Here is a 19,084-nt window from a genome sequence, read left to right as displayed (position 1 = left end):
GCTTGTCTCTTGTTAGTATAGATAGACTAGTTTTGTGCGTTAAGTAACTGACTTTCATCAAATTTCATATTCATACGTACGAATGGCGCGTAAATGAAAATGTCTAAAACGACTAAAACAGCTGTCAATATCACTGGGCTCAGGTGGAAAGCTCCTAAAATCCAAGTGCTGATAAATATCGGTTCATTTCCTGAATTTAATACAACCAATGGAACCACCCAACCGATTTTTGTCACAATATAGGCAACAATTGCATTAAAGACAGGCACAAAGACAAACGGAATAAACATTAATGGATTTAATACAATCGGAAATCCAAAGATGATCGGTTCATTGATCCCAAATAAACCTGGAATAAATGAAAGTTTTGCAACCTCACGACCACTATATGTTTTAGGAGTAAAAATCAAAATTGCTAAAATCAAGCCGAATGTTGCACCAGATCCTCCGATCATTGCATACACATTGGTCATTGTATTTGGTGCAACTGAAATATCAGCAAAGCTTTTAGTTTCAGCAAATTTAGCCACGTTTTCTAAGAAAATCGGCAACCATAAAGCAGAAACAACGCCCCAAACAATATTAAATCCATGTAGACCTAAGAACCATAAAATTTGTTCTAATAAAATAACGACGATAATTGCTGGTAAACCTGTTCCAACAGAAGTCAATGGTTGAACAAATAATTGACTGACCAGATCCATAAATGAATTAAAGTCAAACGCTTCGATCACGACTTTCATTATCGAACAAGCAAGCAGAACAATTGAAATTGGAATCAATGCAAAGAATGAATCAAATACGTTTGGCGGAACATTTCCCGGCAATTTGATCGCAATTTTATGCTTCGCCAAGATTGAATAGAAAAATACGGCAAGTAAACCAACGATCAACGCTGTGAACATTCCTTCATAACTAAAGAAATTGTTTGCATAACCTTGAACTACTTCCGCAGAACTATCAGCAAAATTCACATTATTAGGCACCATAACAAAATATGCCGCAAAAGCTAATAAGGTTGCTAATAGTGGATTGATATTTGCCTCAGGGTGTTTTTTCATCAATTCTTTAGCATAATTATAAGCAGTAGAAAATACAATCAATAATGCTACGATACCCAAAGTTCCTAAATAAACATTTCCAAAAATTGCTGATGCGGTTTGACCGATCGCCGTCTCACCAAAAAAGGCATCGATCTGCATTTTGATTAGATTGGAAAAAGACCCCACGACCGTAAAGGGAATACTGCTGATAAAGGCATTTTTAATTGCTTGTAAAACACTGTTGTTATCCACTTTATTGGCAATTTTTAGCAATGGATCTTGAATTTTTTCGATATTTATTTTCATTTTATCTCAACCTTCCCGTGTTCTCTTTCTATTGAAACTGATTTAATTTGTCCTGGTTTGAACTCGCCTAATAAAATTTCTTTTACTTTTCCTAAAGATTCAAGTGTGTCGCCATTTAAATCGACAAAACGAACAGTACTTTCAGTTGGTAAAGTGATTTTTTCATCTATGACCGTCTCAATTAGAGAGGGATTGTATAAACGAAGATTGATCCACTGCTCGTCACGACTTAACTCTAATGCACTAAAGACTAAATTTGAGTCAGTTAAATTTATACATTCTTTTAGAGCCTGTAACTGGTCTACTTTATTGCTTTGGAAATATTGAATAGGATTCGTAAAACGATTCAATGTTTGAATTTGATAATACGGGCATGTAACTGAGTAAGCTTGATACTCTTTTTGACTCATTACTGGATCAAAAACATCCGCGATCAATAATGACAGTTCCATCTCCAAAGTACCTAATAATTGGCTATCTGGTGTTGGAATATAACGATATTGGTTGCCAGAAGCATCTCCAGGTCTTCTCAACAATTCTGGTCTCCCTAAAAATCCTATCCCTCTAAACAAGGTCAGATACAAATCGCTGTCGATCACTTGATACTCCTTGATTCCTTTACTCATCACGGTCCAGCTAGTTTCTAAATCATGAATGTTTGAATAATGGATCATTGGATAAATTTCTGTAGGTTCTTCTTTCCAGCCTAACTCTCTCCAATCATGAATATGAGGATCTTGATTTTCTCTTTCTACGATCCCGAACAAAGTATCTGCATAGCTGACTTTGGTTTCAACTGGCGTTTTTACAACTAGGCGCATACGATGATCCATCGCTTGATTATTGATTTTCAGTTTCATATCAATTCGCTTAGAATCATTCTTTAATGACAATGTAAAAGTATAATCAATAACAGCATTTGTCTTGTGTGCTTTTCTGGCCTCTAAATCTTTTGGAACATGCCATTTTCCTTTTACTATCATTTCAGAAAGTAAAGGTCCACTTTGAATGGCAACATCTGACGTATCAAATAATAACTGATGGACTTGATCATGGTAAGCCGGAGAATAATCATATGTATCTCCTTCATCGCCTGATTCTTCAATAAATAGACAATTTTCGTAAGTTTTCCTTTGCTCTTTTGTCGTAATAGAGAAATTTCCATTTGAAAAAATAATTTTATAGTTCTCATTTTCGATCATGGTCTTTTTAAGATCAGCAGTTTCTACATTTTCATTTGTTTCAATTTGTTCTTCTACAGTAACGATCACATAAGAAAGTGGAGGAATTTCTTTGGTTAAACTTATCTTATGAATGTAGTAGTATTTCGATTCGTCATAATCTTCTTCTGATCTTCTGACTTCACCAGCGTATACTCTTTCTGTCGACAAAATTTGCATCTCTAATGCTTTGTGATTTTCGTCAAATAGCTTGACTTTTTCAAGTTTGGTGCTGACTTCCACTATCTGAGTATCTGTTCTCGTATACGGTAGTGTATTAAATAACACTAAGTCATTCTCTTGAATTCCTTCTATTGACTCCGAAATTTTCCTTACTAAATAATCAATCGTAGAATAAGATAGTTGATCGGCCTCTTTATATCGGGCTAAGATCATTTCATTCGTCTTATCAGTATTACATCCGCCGATGCTATCGTGGGCATGATTTTTTAACAATAGTTTCCAAATATAATCCAAAAGCTCTCGTTTAAATGGGATCCCTAAATCATCAGCCATCAGCATCAATGGTTCTAGCTGGAAAATCAAACGATTTTCGATCGTATCGTTCAGTTTTTTTAGGTCGTACCTTGATGAATAAATCGAACGATGAATTTTTGAAACGCTACCACTCATAAATTCGCCTTGAACCGTAGGTAAATCTGCAGCTGTTTTTCTTAATAAATTAAAAATATGTGGATAATTGCTTTCTTCAATCTGATATTCAGTGCCATATTGCTCATTCACTTGTTGAATAATTTCTTTCAAATTTCGATCAACAGCTCGCTGATCTCCCCCAACTGGTAAAGTAACGATATCTGTAGCATTGTCCTGAGACACAAGATCTAACATGGCCTTTTTCTGATAATCTTCCCCTTCAACCAACGCTACTCCAGCATAGTAGCCATTACGTATATTGATCGTTAAAACTTTCGACCCGTCTTCGGCTACCCAATAAAATTCACGGCTCTTTGTCACTTCGTTTGGCATACCTCGCCAAAATACAGCATCTTCGATCCCAAAACCATTATAAATTTTGGGCATGTCTTTTCCTTGACCAAACGAGTCTGGTAAATAACCTAATGAAGTATGACCCCCTAAATGTGTGGACATATTGATCCCGATTTGTAAGTTTTTAACGACTGACTCTCCCGCAACAACAAATTCATCCATTTGCGTATACCAAGGACCAATAAATAACTTGTTTGATTCAACAAGTTCTCTGATTTTTGCTTCTTTTTCTGGATACACTTTTAAGTAATCATCTAAAATACTCAATTGTCCATCCAAATAGTAATAATCCAGTTCGTTGTTTTCTAAAGCATAAATCACTTCGTCCATATGATAAGAAAATTGGATAAATGCTTCATTGTCACTAAAGTACCACTCACGATCCCAATGAGTATGAGCCACTACATGTATCTTCTTCATCTAAACTTTTCCCTCCATCTCTCTTCTTTATAAATATACTCCGCATTTCTTGAAAAGAAAACGATTTCGGTAATATTTTCAAGTATTTTCTTAATTATTCAAATATAACGAAAATATTTTCTAAGTGAGATTTCAGCAAAAAAAAGTGCCTGAGTAAAAGAAACTGACTCATTCACTAGGCACTAATACTACATATTCATTGTTTATTTGATAAAAACTAAAAATATTTTCACATCTCATACCTCTTTTAACTCAATAAACAGTCTTAATCCAATTGATAAGTCATTAATTTGTCTATTTTAAAGATCGCTTTTTGTCGACTTTCAAGTACCGAATCTGCATACGTATCTAAAGTCATTTTTGCTGAAGTGTGACCCAAAAGCTTACTCAAACTGGATATATCTACACGTTCTTCTAAACATCGAGTCGCAAATGTATGGCGCAAAGAATGAAAGTGGATGTTTCTAATTCCTGAGGCTTCTACAACTTTTTTAAATCGGTATCTGATCACTCTGGGTTCAGTCATTTTATTTTTACATGATACAACATAACTCGAAGCTGATAGTGCTTTTTTTGCAAGCAAGTAGTTTTTTAAGTTTCCAGCTAATGGAACAACTCTAGAGGATTGATCTGTTTTAGGAATTCCAACCAGTACTTCCGTCTTGCGACCTTCGCTATGACTATTTACTCTGAAAATCGTACGATTAACGTAAATAGTTCCATTCTCAAAATCAATATCTGACCATTTAAGTCCACTAATCTCACCAATCCGAAGACCTGAGTACAAGGCCAAAATAATTGCGGAGCACCCTTTTTCTTTGAATGCAAAATATTCTAATTGCTTTTGCTCATTCACCGTCAGAGCAACTGGTACTTTATTCCTATATTTTTTTCTGGACAACTTAATGTTTCGACAAGGATTAGAAGAAATTATGTTTTGATTTTCTGCTTCTTCTAAAATTTTTTTAAGTAAAATAAAAATATTATTCGTTGTTCCATGTGATAATCCCAGTCCTTCTATCGTTTCAATATAGCTTCTAACTTCTTCATTTTTCAGATCACTTATCCTTTTTTCACCTATATAAGGAAGAATGTATTTGTTTATCAACCATTTATAATTAAAAAATGTAGACTGCTTTATAGTAGATTTTTTATAGTGATGTAACCAATAAACACTCCACTCTTGTAAATCGCCATTAAAAGTCTTGATAGTATCTAACTCAAAATGTTGCGCTTTCAATAATATTAATTTTGACTTTACTTCTATATAGCGTTTTCCATAAGTATAGCCATAAATAATTCTGCCTTTACTATCTCTTTTTTTTATATAGCGGCCTTCCCACCTACCATCTTTCCGTTTATAAATATTTTCACCTTTTCTAGTCATTTCTATACCCCTTTTCAACAAACAAATCATACACTCAATTATTCCAAACCAAATAATTAAAATAAATAGTGTAAATTTAATATACCTTATATCATTATAAATATACACTACTATTTAATATTTTTTTGTTTTATCTGGTATGCTATCGATATTTTTCTCTATATTATATAAAAATGTTTTAAAACTCCTTTCAAAAGCGTTCTCATTATCATTTGAAGAACAAAAATGCCAAACAAAAAATAAACTCTTTTTGTTTGGCATTGTATATAATAATAGTTTTTAAAGAAGTCACTCAATTTACTTAATTATTTATTTTACTTTACAGCCACAGAATTTGTAAACATGGAAATATCTTCCTGTTTCAAGACCTTTAGAATCATATTCTGGTGTTGTAGAAACTAATTTTGCACAGCTATCATAAAATTTTCTGTTGTTATAAACTGTATAAATTTTTGCATACTTAGTTGTAGCTTCAGATTCAGTAGTAACTGTAACTTCCCCCTTTAAAATTAATTTAGGGTTAGTTGATTTTGCATTGGTTACCTCTGTTTGATTTTCAAAATAAGTGTTTTTTGCAGTTGTTGCTTCGGCTTGTTGTCCTCCGAACCCTAACAGAATGAATAGTCCCATTGCTAGTGAAAACATAACTAATAATTTCTTTTTCATTTATAACATCTCCTCGTAATATATTGTTAAGTGACCCTTTAAAAAAACCAAAATTATCAAATACATTTGAAAGAGATATGAATCACTCTTCATTAGCAGCTGATTCTTTTATTCTTTCATAAATATGTGGCTATTTCTTATGATAAAAATAGGCCAACATATGTACTAAACTCTGATTTCTTTATACTTCCTATGTTTTTTGCACAATCTAAAATAGCTTGTATCAGCTAATTATCGATTTAAATTTTCTATCTTGTGTATGGGTAAAATTCTCACTTTGACAACGCCGATAATATTTTCTTTCGGAACGAAACCATAATATCGACTGTCGGTAGAATAGGGTCTATTGTCCCCCAATACTAAGTATGAATCTTTGGGAATTATTAGCTGACCATTTTTGATCGTTTTTGTATCAAAATCTTCTGTAAAAAAAGTATCCATACTTTGCATTTTTTTTACTTCTTGATTGTCAATAAACGACTCCATTACTTCTTCATTGTTCACAAACAACTTATCGCCCTTGTACTCCACAGTTTCACCAGGTAATCCGATGATGCGACGCATTGCTTTTCCGTGTTGATCAGGTGTCTTAAAATAAGCTATGCTAAAGCGTTTGATTCTCGCTCGACGATTGATGTACACAAAATCATTTTCAGAAAGTGTTGGCAGCATGCTATAACCATCAACTTTTGAAAAGGTAAATAAAAATAAGGAAAGCACCCAGATAAAAATACACGCAATCAAGATTGAACTACTGATTTCAAGACTAAATCGAACAAACTTTTGCTGTCTTTTTCGTTTTAAATAAATCGAATTTCTCTTTTTATTGGGTCTTTGATTTGACCGTTTTTTCCTTTTAGTTGCTTCATGTTGCTTTTGTATAACTGGAGTCTTATGTTTGTTCTTTAGGCGCTTTTTCCGAGCTCTTTTATTTGAAGGCGTTTGTAACTTAGTTTTGTTATTTGATGAATGCCCTGTGTTTGCCATAAACATTTAACTCCGTTATTTTTTTTCTGCCAATGATTTTTCGTTTATTTTAAATTGCTCGATCACAGCCTGCTCATTTTTCTTCACTCTTTCAATATCTCCTTTAAAAGATTCTAGTAAAGACGGATCATTATAAAAGCCTTTTTCTTGTGAAGACAGATTGATTCCCAGCTCCTTCATCGAAGAATAATAGCGATTGATACGTATCTGTCCATCACCATTAATACGATAGTCTGCTCTATTCAAAGCAAATGCTGCTAGCCGTAAAGAAAGATTCTTTAGGTTTTGCTCTGCCCGTTCTCCTTCACCTGATTCAGCCAATTGCAATTGATCCTCAATATCTCGAAGATTGTAATATCCTGAAACAATTGCTTTTTTATCTTCCTCACCTAGATTCGTTGATTGATAATAAACTGCATACATAGAAGTAGCAATGCCTATAAACATGACAATCAAACATAAAAAGCTTGCAACGATGCTTTTTTTCTTTTTCTTCTGTAGTTGTCGCTTTTTTCTAGCAATTACCTTTCTCTTACGTTTATTTTTAGTTCGAATCAACAGAATTTTTTTTTGTTCTTTTCCAGTTTTTATGATCCCCACTAAGAACAAGAGAATAAAGAGAAGAAAGATAATTGCTATTGCTAAACTTATGACCGCAATCCAATCCAATAATGTCATTTTATCTCTTCCAACTTTCCGTCCTATCTTTTTTTAGAGGGGCGTTTCTTTTTCTTGGTCTTTTTATTTGCGGCAAAGCGAATGACTAAGAAAATAATCAAGATAAGGCCTATGACGCCTCCTATGATCATACCGACTAATTTGAAATCAATTCCGCGCTCTTGATCGAGACCAATATCTTCACGGTTAAACTTATCTGCTTCTTCTTTGGTAATTTCAAACGTTTCGGTCCATTCCCAGTTTTTATCTGCTGAAGCAGCTTTAACATGCGCCCGATATTTCCCTGGAACCATCGCTTGACCTTCCATGCTGACTGGATAGTTTAAAACCGAGTTTGGAGCCATTCTCATTTTTGTTTTTTTCGATTCATACAGTACTTCATCGTTTTTCTCAGGCATGATTTGAACTTCCACAGTCAAGTCTTCCAATAAATTAGCTGCTTGATTGGCTAAATCTACAACTATTGTATTCCGTCCATTAGGCTGTGTTCCATATGTTTTAAGATAGCCCATTTTAGGTTCAACGTTTGTATCGTTTTCTCTAAGCAACATTGCAATCGTATAGGCGTATTCGTTAATAATTGTTGTTCCTGTATTTTCTTTCTTTTCGTTTTCCTTTGTCGCCTTTTGAAGCTGGATTCCCCCTAAAATAATACCGTCATAACTTGTTTCCGGCATATTGATCTCTAACTCTAGATCCTTATCTGATTCTGGAGGAAGTGTGACTGTTTTAGGCGCTTTTACAATATCAGTAAAATCAAATTTCATTGAAGTATCTTTATCAAGTTTTGTTTTTCCATATTCTAAAACCCCATTAGAGTTGGTTCTAGCACCATTCAATCCTACATTGACAGTGACTTCTTCTTTACTAAGGTTTGATAATGTGATTGATACTTTCTGCTTTTGTCCGGGTGTCATTTTCAAATTAAAATAACCAGACTCGTCGATTTGATTTTCCGGATGGTTGCTTTTATATAAAAAGCCAACTGCTCCTGAAGGATCTGAGGAAGCCTCACTTATTTGAGTATGAACAAAGGAAATAGCAATGATTAAAAAGAAGGTAATAGTTAACTGCTGAAAAAATTTTTTCATAAACGTAAAACAAATCCTCTCATTTAAAGACAAGCTCCCAATTACTAAAATTCGTAATAATTAGTGAGCTTGTCATCTAAAACATTCTCGGTTTATTTATTTAAATCTTAATTTTAAAGTACTTCTGCAATTTCCCACAAAACTGTTGCAGTATGTGCTTCTTTGGTTTTCACAGTTTTACCTGGAACGAATAATGATACTGAACCATTTTCAATTTTGTTTTTATTGGTTGCATTTGGTACACCTGTTGAATCTTCAGCTGTTCCTTTTCCAGTATTAGTATTATATTCAACTGTATTACCAAAAGCGACAGTATACGTACCAAAACCGTCTTTAGCATCTTTCGTTTCTAAAACGTCAACGACATTGCCAGTTTCTAATAATTCAAATACTGAACCAGTTGATGCTAAAACTGCATGAGGACTAACTGCTGCATCTGTTTCTGTTTCAACGATTGGATTTTTAAAGCTAATTGTAGCATTATTTAACACATTTCCAGACGCAGCTTTAAATTGTTGAGTCATTGATGCTCTTAAAGCCCATTTTCCACGGCTATCAATACGTTTATCTGTTAATTGTAAATAAACACCACGTTTTTCTTTTGTTCCATTTTTATCAATTTCTACTTGCTCAGCAAAATAGTTTTCGTCAGTTAAGACAGCACTTTGTTGTTTGAAGTTCATGTCTGAAACACCATCGATTTTCAATGGTCCATCATCTGGATTAGGTGTGTATGGTGGTGTTACTGGATCTGTAGGTTTTTCTGGATCCTTATCTGTATTTTTACCAGAATCTTCTACATAATCGATTGTTCCTTGTCCATTTGCTTGAGTTGCTTTTCCATTGTCCGCACTCGCAGCAGCTGGTAGTAATACATTAGCACCTAGTGCAGCTAATAACGCGATAGAACATAGTGTTCTTTTTTTCATTTGTGTTTCCCCCTATTTATCTTTTAATATTTATGGTAACTCGGATAATATCCAAGTCAGCACCGTTTGGTATTTTCCAGGTTTTCGATCAGGTGAGCCTGGAACAAAAAATGTTACTGCATTGTTTTCATATATTTGCTTATTTTCAAAGCTAGGATCAAGAACTTGTTGACCTGTTTCATCAACAAGTGGTGTGAGTGTTGAATCTAAATCATTCTCATTTTCAGCAGAAGCACCAAATTCTACACTCCAAATGCCTTGACCCTTTCCTTTATCAGCTTTAGCTAAATCATAAGTTGTTTGCATTTTATCGATTTTGATCACATCATTAACTAATGATGGCGCGTATTTTTTATCCATCGAAGAGTTTGTCCACGATTTATCCAAAGAAATATACGAGCCTTTTAGTTCCGATGCTTCGTTGTTTGGGATCATGAAGTTTGTTTCTTGACGAACTTGTAACGTCCAGCCTGCTCCGGTAGAACGGCTATCTGTCACTTGAACAAAATTGCCTCTTGCTCCTGTATCGTCATGAAACAATTGTGCTCTAGCCTGATAAAATTGATCTTCTTTAGATAATCGATTTCGTCCAAAGTCTAATCTAGGTACAAAATCAATTCGCAAGAATCCTTCTGTAGATGGGCTAGGACCTGGATCAACTGGCTTCACTGGTTTTTCTGGATCCACGACTTGCGGCGGGATTAGCGCTGCATCAAAACCAATCGTTCCTTCATTTGTAGCAGACTGAGCCTGAACATTAGTCTTAGGAGTGAGCAAAAGAAGGACGGAGAAACAAAAAGTGAATGTCATTATCTTTTTCAAGGTTTGGTCTCTCCTTCGTGTTCTTTTTTGTGCTTTTTCACATAGACATAAAGCGCTGATAAAGCAAGCACTATGCCACTAAGCATCAGTGATTTTTTTACGATTTCTCCAGTTTGTGGAAATCGCCCGATCGGCTTACTTTGTTTTGGTTCTTCAGAAATTTTTAAATCACTTAATGAATCTGAAGTACTTGTCGGTGGTTCTTTTTTTTCATCCTCTAGATAAAATTCAATCACCGCTTCATGGCCAACTTGACCACCATCAGCGGCATAAATCACCACCGGCTTCCAAAAAATCATGAGACCTAAAATAGAGATGGTCAGAATGCTGAGTCGTATTTTTTTTCTATTCATATTCTTCCCTCTCCTTTTATGGTCCTTCAAGTAATTCCCATTCTATAATTCCTACATAGATACCAGATTCTTTGACAGCACCAACTTCTGTTTTTAATTTGAAGCCATCTCCTGAAGCAGACCACTTGTCACTCACTTTATTAGGTGCTCCATCCTTATTTGTACCTACAGCAACATCTTGCATTCCAGCATTCAATGTAACTTCATTGCCGCTGTATATATAGCGAACAGCATTCGTTACAATTTCTTGATTACTATTTGTCAATTCTTGTTTCATACGTGCTTGTAGCTTCCAAGGTTTTTTTGTCGCTCTACTATCTTGAATGACTAAGGCACCATCAATTCGAACAGGTTCTTCTATAACACTTTCCTCAGCCTTAACGATTTGCGTTCCAAAATCAATTTCAGTGGGGGCGGAAACTAATACAATTCGCCCTTTAATTGATACGTCACCTCTCGACCGCCTTCAACAATCTCAATTGCATTCTCTGGTACTGGTGAGCTAAGAATCTCATATTTTTTTTCTAGTTGATCATTCACGGCTTTCAGCACATCTGCTTCTTTTGTCAAATCAACTTTACTACCAACTTTTCTCGTTAGGACAATTTTTGGATGAATCACATTGTTTTCTTCATCAATAAAATGAACAGTTAAATCAGCTTCCCCTGCTTTGATTGTCAAGTTTAGAACTTTCTCTTCTGAAGTATGTCCCTCACTATCTACGGCATAAACTTTGATTACTTGTTTACCAAGGCTCAAAGCAGATTTTGGTAACGTGAACGACCAATTGATTTTTTTACCAGGATTAGTCATATCATTGGGAACTTTATCTCCAAATTTTACTGCTGTCCCATCGTTAAGCGTGTAATATAGATCTACAAGAGGACTCTCGGAATCCCGCCATTGTCCTGTAACCTCAAAATCATTTCCTTGGATCAGCTCTTGATCAGCTTGATCGATAAAAACTTCTGGTGGATTTCCAGGAAGACCGATAGTTACATCGTAAGTCATTTTGGTGCTTTCATCGATTCCAAGTGATGTTGGTTGATTTTTCATAAAGATGGCAGTATCCATCTTTCTAATATCAGACGTTACATAAACCAACTGATCTGCTGGATAATTTTCTGCTTCATAACCATGTGAATCTAAGGTTGTAAAACCTGAATCATCATAATTAAAAAACTGACTTAAGAAGTAATCTCTAGGCTGTGTATTTGTCCCTTGAATCCAGTGTTTTCCGGTCCAGTTTTGTACGTAATCTGGTCCACCTGAAAATAAGTACTGAAGTTTGTAGCCATTTTCTCCAGCATCTTGGATATACACACCTTTATTATCTCCAATCGCATAAATTGGCACTTTATCATTCTTATTCAACTCAGTATCAATCATCGAACCAACAATGAAATTGGCTTCACGTTCTGTGCCGATATTTGTCACCGTGTATTCAACATTTACAGTCCCCGTTGTCTTACCAGTCATTAAAATTTCTACCCGTAATTTTTTGGTGCTAAATTCTGTGTTATAAACTAGTTTATACACGGTCATGTCATTTGGTAAGATACGTTTGTAGTATTTATAACCTTCACTAGTAACATGGCTCCCTGTATTAAATATGCTAGGACTTGTATTACTACCGAAAGCATAAATCAAACCGTAACTTGTCCATAATGATTGTCCTGCATCTTCTGGTTTACTCATAGGATTTTGAGTATGGTAAATATGCTGAACTCGTTTATCGTTATCCATAAATGTTACATTAGGAATAGCAAATTGCTTTTGTTTATTACCAGAAATACTTGTCTTGCCGATTGCGTCTGTTGGGCCAAAGCCATAGCGTAACTCTTTTCCTTCACCCGCTATTATTGAAGCTTCTTCCGCCGTGAATATCTCCGTCCATTCCTCTGCATAAGGTGTTGCTAGACTGGCACGAGCTTGCAAGTTTTCATCTGGCCGGACTGAGGAGGATTCAACAGATTTTATGTCTTCTTTTCCTATGATTAATTCATTTGAGCGCTCTTGTTCTGATGAGGCTTGAATGACCTGTTTAACGTTTGGACTAGTCATTGCTTGAAAGTATAGCACGGCTTGTTTTGACTCTTGGTTAAGAGTTAATTCTAGCTGATTTTTCTCATCATCGATTTGAACAAGGGAGATTTTTTCTTTGTTCATCTCAAGAATTTTCTCTTTATCAAAAGTAACTTCATCCGAGTATTCTAGTAAAATCAATTGATCTTTTTTTGTAGATTTTACGTTTAAGGAAAAATATACTTCATTATCTAAAGATTCTTGAATTTGTTTTTCTGTTTGTTCCAAACGAATGTTACTAGTTGGTGTTTCAGAAGCTTTTATTGAAGACTGATTCATAAAAAAGAGACTGCCAAATACCAGTAATATTCCAATTGCACCGAAAGTGAATACTTTCTTCCCTATTTTCATTTTTTCAACTCCTTTCTAAACCTAGATTTCTTGCTCACGGTCCTAAACGTGAGCAAGAAATGCTTCTTTATCGTGTTATTCACACAATTTTTTTCTTATAATGACTACTAACTGAGACGGTAACCTACTGAACGAACTGTTTTTATGATGTTAGCATCCTCTGAGCTCGCTTCTATTTTTTTTCTCAAATGAAAGATGATGTTGGCAACGCGATATTGCTTTTTATCTAATTCTGACTTCCAGACAAACTCATAGATTTCCTTATATGTTACGGCTTTATTTCTTTTTTTGTATAAAATTTCAAAAGCCCGATACTCAAGTCTCGTTAGGCTTACTTCTTTGTGTCCATTGATAGCCACACTTAAATTGCTAGGGTAAAGTTCAATTTTATGAGAACCTAATTGATTATCTTCTTGTTCCCAAATTGTGTGTATATCTTGTTGGCTAGGATGAGGACGATCACTTTGTTGACGATGTAATGCATTCTTTATTACTAATAAAAATTCTTCTGGGAAATCATTTATAGGGAAAATACCATCTACACCTAATTTCAAAAAAACTATATTTTTAATGCTATTCATCTCATTTGTTAAGACCCAGACTAATTTATTCGTTACAGCTTTAATTTCTATGATATTTTTCAAAGTCAAACTCATTGTATTGTCATCGCTGCTATTATCTGGAATAATGACACAGTCTATTTCTTGGTTGACTTGCTGGATATTATCTTCGTGTATTAATTTTATCTGCCCAATTTCATTGATTTTATCTAAGTAATCGTTAGAAAGTGCCCCTGAAAATGAAGCAACGCCGATATTATACATATACTGTCCTTTCTTTTATATTTATTTTTATATAATGTCATTTCTTACAAAAATAATATAATAATCATAATGTTTTTTTTAACTTTCTTATCATGCTATACTCAATTAAACGATGATCATTACATGACAAAAAAGTTTCCTCATTGTTGTACAAAGAAGAAAAAGTCCTGTAAGCATTGTTTTTACTAGCATAAAAATAGTAGTTGACGGTTCAATGACGGCGTAAAATTTTTTAATAGAATGAATGTAATATAAAAGTACCAACGCATAACTTTTGAAGTTATGGCGTTGGTACTAGTCAAAAAAATAATTCTTAGCTCACTGATATAGTTTCAAATTCATCCAGCATTAATTGGTCTAACCTTTGAACAATTTCTTTTCGACTTTCTAGCATCGAATCTGTATAAATATCTAATGTCATTTTAACTGATGTATGTCCTAACAACTTACTTAAACTAGTTATATCCGTTCCCATCTCAATACATCTCGTTGCGAAAGTATGGCGAAGAATGTGGAAGTGCGTATCAGAAATCGCTGCTTTCTTAATAGCACTTTTGAAGCGATAGCGAATCACTCTGGGCTCCGCTAAGTTATTTTTACAAGTCACAACATAGTCGCTTTGGCTATATTCTTTCTTATTTAACAAGTAATATACTATTTTTTTTGACAATGGTACTACTCTAGAAGATTGCTCGGTCTTCGGAGTACTTATAATTATATTTGTTTTATTTCCTGCTTCAAAAGATGTTTTTACTCGTGAAACTGTTCGTTTTATATAAACAACTTCTTTATTAAAATCAATATCCGACCATTTTAGTCCACTGATTTCTCCAATTCTAAGCCCAAGGTACAGCGATAAAATGATTGGGGAACAACCTTTTTCATTGAAGGCAATAGCCTCTAGCTTTCGTTGATCTGTTCTTGATAAGGCAACAACAGAATTATTTTTTTTATGTGGTAATCGAATTTTTTTATAGGGACTTCCAAACAGAAGCTGGTTATTCTCTGCAGCAATCAGCATTTTCCTTAACAAGGCGAAAATATTCCTGATAGTTCCAGAAGCCAAGTTTCGTTTCTCCAGTGTAATAATAAAATTCTGAATATGATCGTCTGTTATATTATGTAGATAGTTATTCTTAAAAAAGGGAACTATGTAGTTATTACACAACCAATGATATTGCGCATACGTAGAACTTTTTACTAGACTTTTTACTTCATTCACCAACCAAAAATCACACCAAACTTCCAATAATTCTTCCTTATATTCTTTGTTTCCGCTGCCAATTAGATCCGCTTTTACAACAATCAATTTTGTTTTAACCTCACTGTATTTCTTAGCGTATACATAGCCATATTTTATTGAACCACTTTTATTTCTTCCTTTTATATAACGCCCTTCCCATCTACCATCTTTTCGTTTGTAAATATTTTCTCCTTTTTTAGACATTTTATCTCATTCCTTTATCTATTTATTTGACCATTTTTTTGACGGCTAATAAAAAGCTCCTATAAAAATAGATTTTGCTGTGAAAAAGAAGAGATTTAATTAAGAAAATTCCTTTTTTAAAGGAAATTCTCAATTTTTTTCATTTTATAAAAAAAAAATGAGAAATAACGCAATAAAACACTGTTGACTTCTTATGTTTTTCCAATTAGACTGTTACTTAGTTAGTAAAAGCATTCAATCTTCTTCTTTGTACAACAATGAGGAAGTTTTCAACTTACTTTAACATCAAAAATTCTTTTATTTTGTTTATTTAAATCCTATACATATCATTACTACTATATAGATTAAATAGTAAATAAACATAAAAAAAGTTTCTGCCGCATTTTAGCAAGCAGAAACTTTTTTTATGTTAATACTTCGTATTCAGCGATTGTGCTTGAAATGATGCCTGGACGTTTCTTTTCTTTAGCAGTGTCCTCCTTAGGCTCTTTTCTTTGATGCATCTGCTTAAATGATTGACTTTTTACCCAATTTTTTTGATGCTCTTTTGAAGTCCAACGACTTAAAACTACCAGCTCTGTTACTTCTGGATCATCTGGCAATGTCCGTTGCATCAATTGAAAGTTTAAAAAACCATCAACTTTTTCCATGCTTTCTTTGGTATGTCCAGCTGTAAACTGCTGAATGATTCTTTGTGACTGTGCTGTCTCTGTTTGAATTGTATTGGTTACAATGTACATATTTTCCCTCCATTATTCTGTATATTCTGTTTTAATAAAGTAATCATCAATGATTTGACCTTGCTCAAAATGAAGCACTCGCTGACAAGTTCGACTGAGAAACTCTTTGTCATGAGTAATCACCAAAACTAAAATCCCTTCCTTGTGTAGCCAGCGAATCGTATGACTGACTTCTTCCATATGCAACAAATCTAGCCCGCTTGTCGGCTCATCAAAAATAATGATTTTCTTCCCTGATAATAAAGCGCTGGCAATTGCGACTCGTTGCTTTTCACCACCAGACAACGTTTGGGGATGTCGCAGTAAAAGTGATTCCAGATTGAGCATATCCACAATTTTATCAAATTCTTGGGTATTTTTTGCATTCAAGCTGATCTCTTTTTCTACTGTTTCAAAAAACAATTGCAGATTGACATCCTGCATTACAACAAAACTCTCGTTAATAAGTTGTTTTGCACTCATTACATGCTGATTTAACTTAATCGTTCCTTGCTTAGGCTTCATCAAACCTGATAAAATTCTAGAAAACGTAGATTTACCCGCACCATTATGACCAACAATCCCAGTAATAGCAGAGCTAGTCAATTTAAGTGAAGGAATTTTTAGTATAGATGGTTGTCTCCGATAATGAAATTCAAGCTCTTCACATACTACAGTCAACTGCTCTGAAGATCGAGTGGGTTCAAGTTCTTTCACTAAGCGTGTCTGTTCAAGAGATCTTAAGCCCATGTTATTGATCTCTAAAGCAGATTTCGCTCTCATTTCTTGACTTGTGTAGCTTTCAATGATCGTTCCATTGTCCATTAATAAATAGCGATCTGCAAGATCAGTCAAGTAATGTAAACGATGCTCAGAAACAATGATGGTCATTCCTTGTTCTTTTAATACCTGTAAATAAGTTTTTAGCTGTTCTATCGTCACTTCGTCTAGGTTACTTGACGGTTCATCTAATAAAAACAGCTGATGTTTCAACATGCTTGCAGAAGCAAAGGCGATCAATTGCTTTTGTCCACCAGACAAATGAAACATACTTCGTTCTAAAAATGTTTCCAAAGAAAACAAACTTGTGATCTCATCGATCCGCTTGAGCATCTCTTCCCTTGATATTCCGTAATTTTCCATTGCAAAAGCTAATTCAGAATAAACATCACTGGTAAAAAACTGAGTCTTAGGATTTTGAAAGACGACTCCAATATTCTTTACGTATTCATTAAACTCTTTTGTTAGCATATTTTGTCCTAAAACAGATCCTACTCCTGTCAAATCACCTGTATACAATTCCGGAATCAAACCATTTAAAATTCTCAATAACGTTGATTTACCACAGCCACTTTTGCCGCATAAAACAATAAACTCACCAGCTTTAACTTCTAATTCCACCTTTTGAATGATCGTTTCTTGATCCTCATAAGCAAACGACACATCATGTAAATCAATCATCCCATCATCCTCCCAACAATTCCACCCAAGACCAAAAGACTGATCAATACATAATCTTGAATTTTCAACCGTATCTCATAAACGCTGGTATGCGTTTTAGGATTCGCTAAGCCACGAACGAGTGCTGCTGAAGATAAATCCAATGAAGTATTTTCCGCTGACATTAATATGGGGACAATGATGTATTCCATTGTTTGAAACGGGTGGAGAAACAACTCAGCAGTCGAAAGCGCAATTCCACGATATTTCATTGCATTGCGAATACTTTTAAAATCCTGAAAAAGTGTAGGAAAAAAACGAAACAATACAGTTAATGGGATAATTAGAGCAAAAGGGACGTGACATTTCTTTAAAGCAGCGATCCACTCGCTAATTTTCGTCCGATTCATCGCAAAAGTCGCAGCCATGATCGTTGGTAGCATACGACGATTTCCTACAAAGAGAAAATCAAAGAACGCCGCCAGTCCATTGTCTATATAAGGAAAGAGCAAATAATCACCTAACACAAGTAGCCAGAAAATGCCATAAAAAATCGTTCCTTTTTTTAAACTGCCATTCAAGATAAACAGAACATACAACAACGTCACAAACAATACTTCTGCTTTGAATGGTAAAGGAAACATCAATAAAAAGCTGGCAAATAAAATCGTACATAGTTTACTTCTGGGATCAAACGTTACGTATGTTTTTTCCATAATTTTTTCCTTTAGCTTTATCAAAGTGCTTGTCATAAATTTTTTGACCGACAACTATCCCTAAAATACTACAAACAATCACCGCTGTAACACAAACATAGAATGTTGTGGTGGTAATTGGTGCAAAGACTTTATCAATATAAACAGCATCTTTTCCACGAGCTATTAGTGAATCAATGTACGCATTTTTCATAAACCACAATGGTAGTACAGGGCCCATCAAACCGAAGCTAAACACCGTATAACTAATCATTGTACGAGCTTTAACGGATAGTTTGGTATGATATTGAATCCAATCAGCAGCTACTGCGCAAAGAATATTCGGCAAAAATGATAATGGAAAATGGCCTGATACTAGAAAAAACAAGCCCATTACACTCCCCATGATCGTAATTGCCCCAAAACGAGGGATGCGGTGGATCACTAGCAAATAAACGATCCCTGCAAAAAGTGCTGTCGCACTAGGAATAAGCACTGAATTAAAGGCTGGGATCGTAAACCTTAAAATAAGCATTGCAATTGTTACAACTAAAAAATAAATGGCTGTGTAGATCCCAATTGAAATAAAATCTTGAATTTTTAACTTGTTCAT

18 protein-coding genes are annotated in these 19,084 nt (G+C 34.5%); all 18 read right to left on the bottom strand.

The annotated features are described in order from the left end of the window. Positions 1-26 precede the first annotated feature (26 nt). The 18 genes from V192_RS0101725 to V192_RS0101640 all read right to left on the bottom strand — a co-directional run bounded on the left by V192_RS0101725 (position 27) and on the right by V192_RS0101640 (position 19,084). On the bottom strand, positions 27-1,349 hold the full coding sequence (locus V192_RS0101725; protein WP_025868671.1) for a PTS sugar transporter subunit IIC: 1,323 nt from the start codon (positions 1,347-1,349) through the stop codon (positions 27-29). Continuing rightward, entirely contained in the window at positions 1,346-3,997 is a 2,652-nt protein-coding gene (locus V192_RS0101720; protein ID WP_025868670.1) for a glycoside hydrolase family 38 N-terminal domain-containing protein, read from the bottom strand. Before V192_RS0101720 ends, V192_RS0101725 begins: the two co-directional genes overlap by 4 nt. A 265-nt stretch (positions 3,998-4,262) precedes the next feature. Then, entirely contained in the window at positions 4,263-5,384 is a 1,122-nt protein-coding gene (locus V192_RS0101715) for a tyrosine-type recombinase/integrase (RefSeq protein WP_025868669.1), read from the bottom strand. A gap of 309 nt (positions 5,385-5,693) precedes the next feature. Further along, entirely contained in the window at positions 5,694-6,050 is a 357-nt protein-coding gene (locus V192_RS0101710; RefSeq protein WP_025868668.1) for a hypothetical protein, read from the bottom strand. Between the two features lie 231 nt (positions 6,051-6,281). Next, a complete protein-coding gene (gene lepB, locus V192_RS0101705) occupies positions 6,282-7,037 on the bottom strand; it encodes a signal peptidase I (protein WP_025868667.1) in 756 nt (251 codons plus the stop codon). Between the two features lie 15 nt (positions 7,038-7,052). After that, the gene (locus V192_RS0101700; protein WP_025868666.1) at positions 7,053-7,715 is read right to left on the bottom strand and encodes a hypothetical protein; all 663 of its coding nucleotides are present in this window, start codon (positions 7,713-7,715) and stop codon (positions 7,053-7,055) included. A gap of 23 nt (positions 7,716-7,738) precedes the next feature. Then, on the bottom strand, positions 7,739-8,806 hold the full coding sequence (locus tag V192_RS0101695) for a WxLIP family cell surface protein (protein WP_025868665.1): 1,068 nt from the start codon (positions 8,804-8,806) through the stop codon (positions 7,739-7,741). Between the two features lie 113 nt (positions 8,807-8,919). Beyond that, a complete protein-coding gene (locus V192_RS0101690) occupies positions 8,920-9,735 on the bottom strand; it encodes a WxL domain-containing protein (RefSeq protein ID WP_025868664.1) in 816 nt (271 codons plus the stop codon). A gap of 30 nt (positions 9,736-9,765) precedes the next feature. Then, the gene (locus V192_RS0101685; protein WP_025868663.1) at positions 9,766-10,557 is read right to left on the bottom strand and encodes a WxL domain-containing protein; all 792 of its coding nucleotides are present in this window, start codon (positions 10,555-10,557) and stop codon (positions 9,766-9,768) included. After that, positions 10,554-10,910: an LPXTG cell wall anchor domain-containing protein gene (locus V192_RS0101680; RefSeq protein ID WP_025868662.1), complete on the bottom strand. Its 357-nt coding sequence runs from the start codon at positions 10,908-10,910 to the stop codon at positions 10,554-10,556. The genes V192_RS0101685 and V192_RS0101680 overlap by 4 nt, the downstream gene beginning before the upstream one ends. Before the next feature lie 16 nt (positions 10,911-10,926). After that, positions 10,927-11,187 carry a hypothetical protein gene (locus tag V192_RS0101675; RefSeq protein ID WP_025868661.1) on the bottom strand — a complete coding sequence of 87 codons (261 nt, stop codon included), beginning with the start codon at positions 11,185-11,187 and terminating at the stop codon, positions 10,927-10,929. Positions 11,188-11,330: 143 nt separating this feature from the next. Then, entirely contained in the window at positions 11,331-13,346 is a 2,016-nt protein-coding gene (locus tag V192_RS0101670) for a MucBP domain-containing protein (protein ID WP_025868660.1), read from the bottom strand. A 107-nt stretch (positions 13,347-13,453) separates the two neighbouring features. Further along, positions 13,454-14,170: a winged helix-turn-helix domain-containing protein gene (locus tag V192_RS0101665; protein ID WP_025868659.1), complete on the bottom strand. Its 717-nt coding sequence runs from the start codon at positions 14,168-14,170 to the stop codon at positions 13,454-13,456. A 313-nt stretch (positions 14,171-14,483) separates the two neighbouring features. Then, a complete protein-coding gene (locus V192_RS0101660) occupies positions 14,484-15,617 on the bottom strand; it encodes a tyrosine-type recombinase/integrase (RefSeq protein ID WP_025868658.1) in 1,134 nt (377 codons plus the stop codon). 404 nt (positions 15,618-16,021) lie between these two features. After that, positions 16,022-16,357, bottom strand: coding sequence for an antibiotic biosynthesis monooxygenase (locus V192_RS0101655; protein WP_025868657.1), 336 nt, complete (start codon positions 16,355-16,357; stop codon positions 16,022-16,024). Positions 16,358-16,369: 12 nt separating this feature from the next. Next, positions 16,370-17,797, bottom strand: a complete 1,428-nt coding sequence (locus V192_RS0101650; RefSeq protein WP_025868656.1) for an ABC transporter ATP-binding protein — start codon at positions 17,795-17,797, stop codon at positions 16,370-16,372. Beyond that, positions 17,794-18,492 carry an energy-coupling factor transporter transmembrane component T gene (locus V192_RS0101645; RefSeq protein ID WP_025868655.1) on the bottom strand — a complete coding sequence of 233 codons (699 nt, stop codon included), beginning with the start codon at positions 18,490-18,492 and terminating at the stop codon, positions 17,794-17,796. Before V192_RS0101645 ends, V192_RS0101650 begins: the two co-directional genes overlap by 4 nt. Beyond that, positions 18,467-19,084 (bottom strand): MptD family putative ECF transporter S component, encoded by a 618-nt coding sequence (locus V192_RS0101640; RefSeq protein ID WP_025868654.1) that lies wholly within the window; start codon positions 19,082-19,084, stop codon positions 18,467-18,469. Before V192_RS0101640 ends, V192_RS0101645 begins: the two co-directional genes overlap by 26 nt.

Origin of the sequence: Enterococcus crotali (assembly GCF_000633635.1) — a bacterium.
In the GTDB taxonomy this organism is placed as follows: Bacteria; Bacillota; Bacilli; order Lactobacillales; family Enterococcaceae; genus Enterococcus_L; species Enterococcus_L crotali.
The sequence above is the reverse complement of the archived record's forward strand: the minus strand, read 5'-3'. Positions and strand labels throughout refer to the sequence as shown.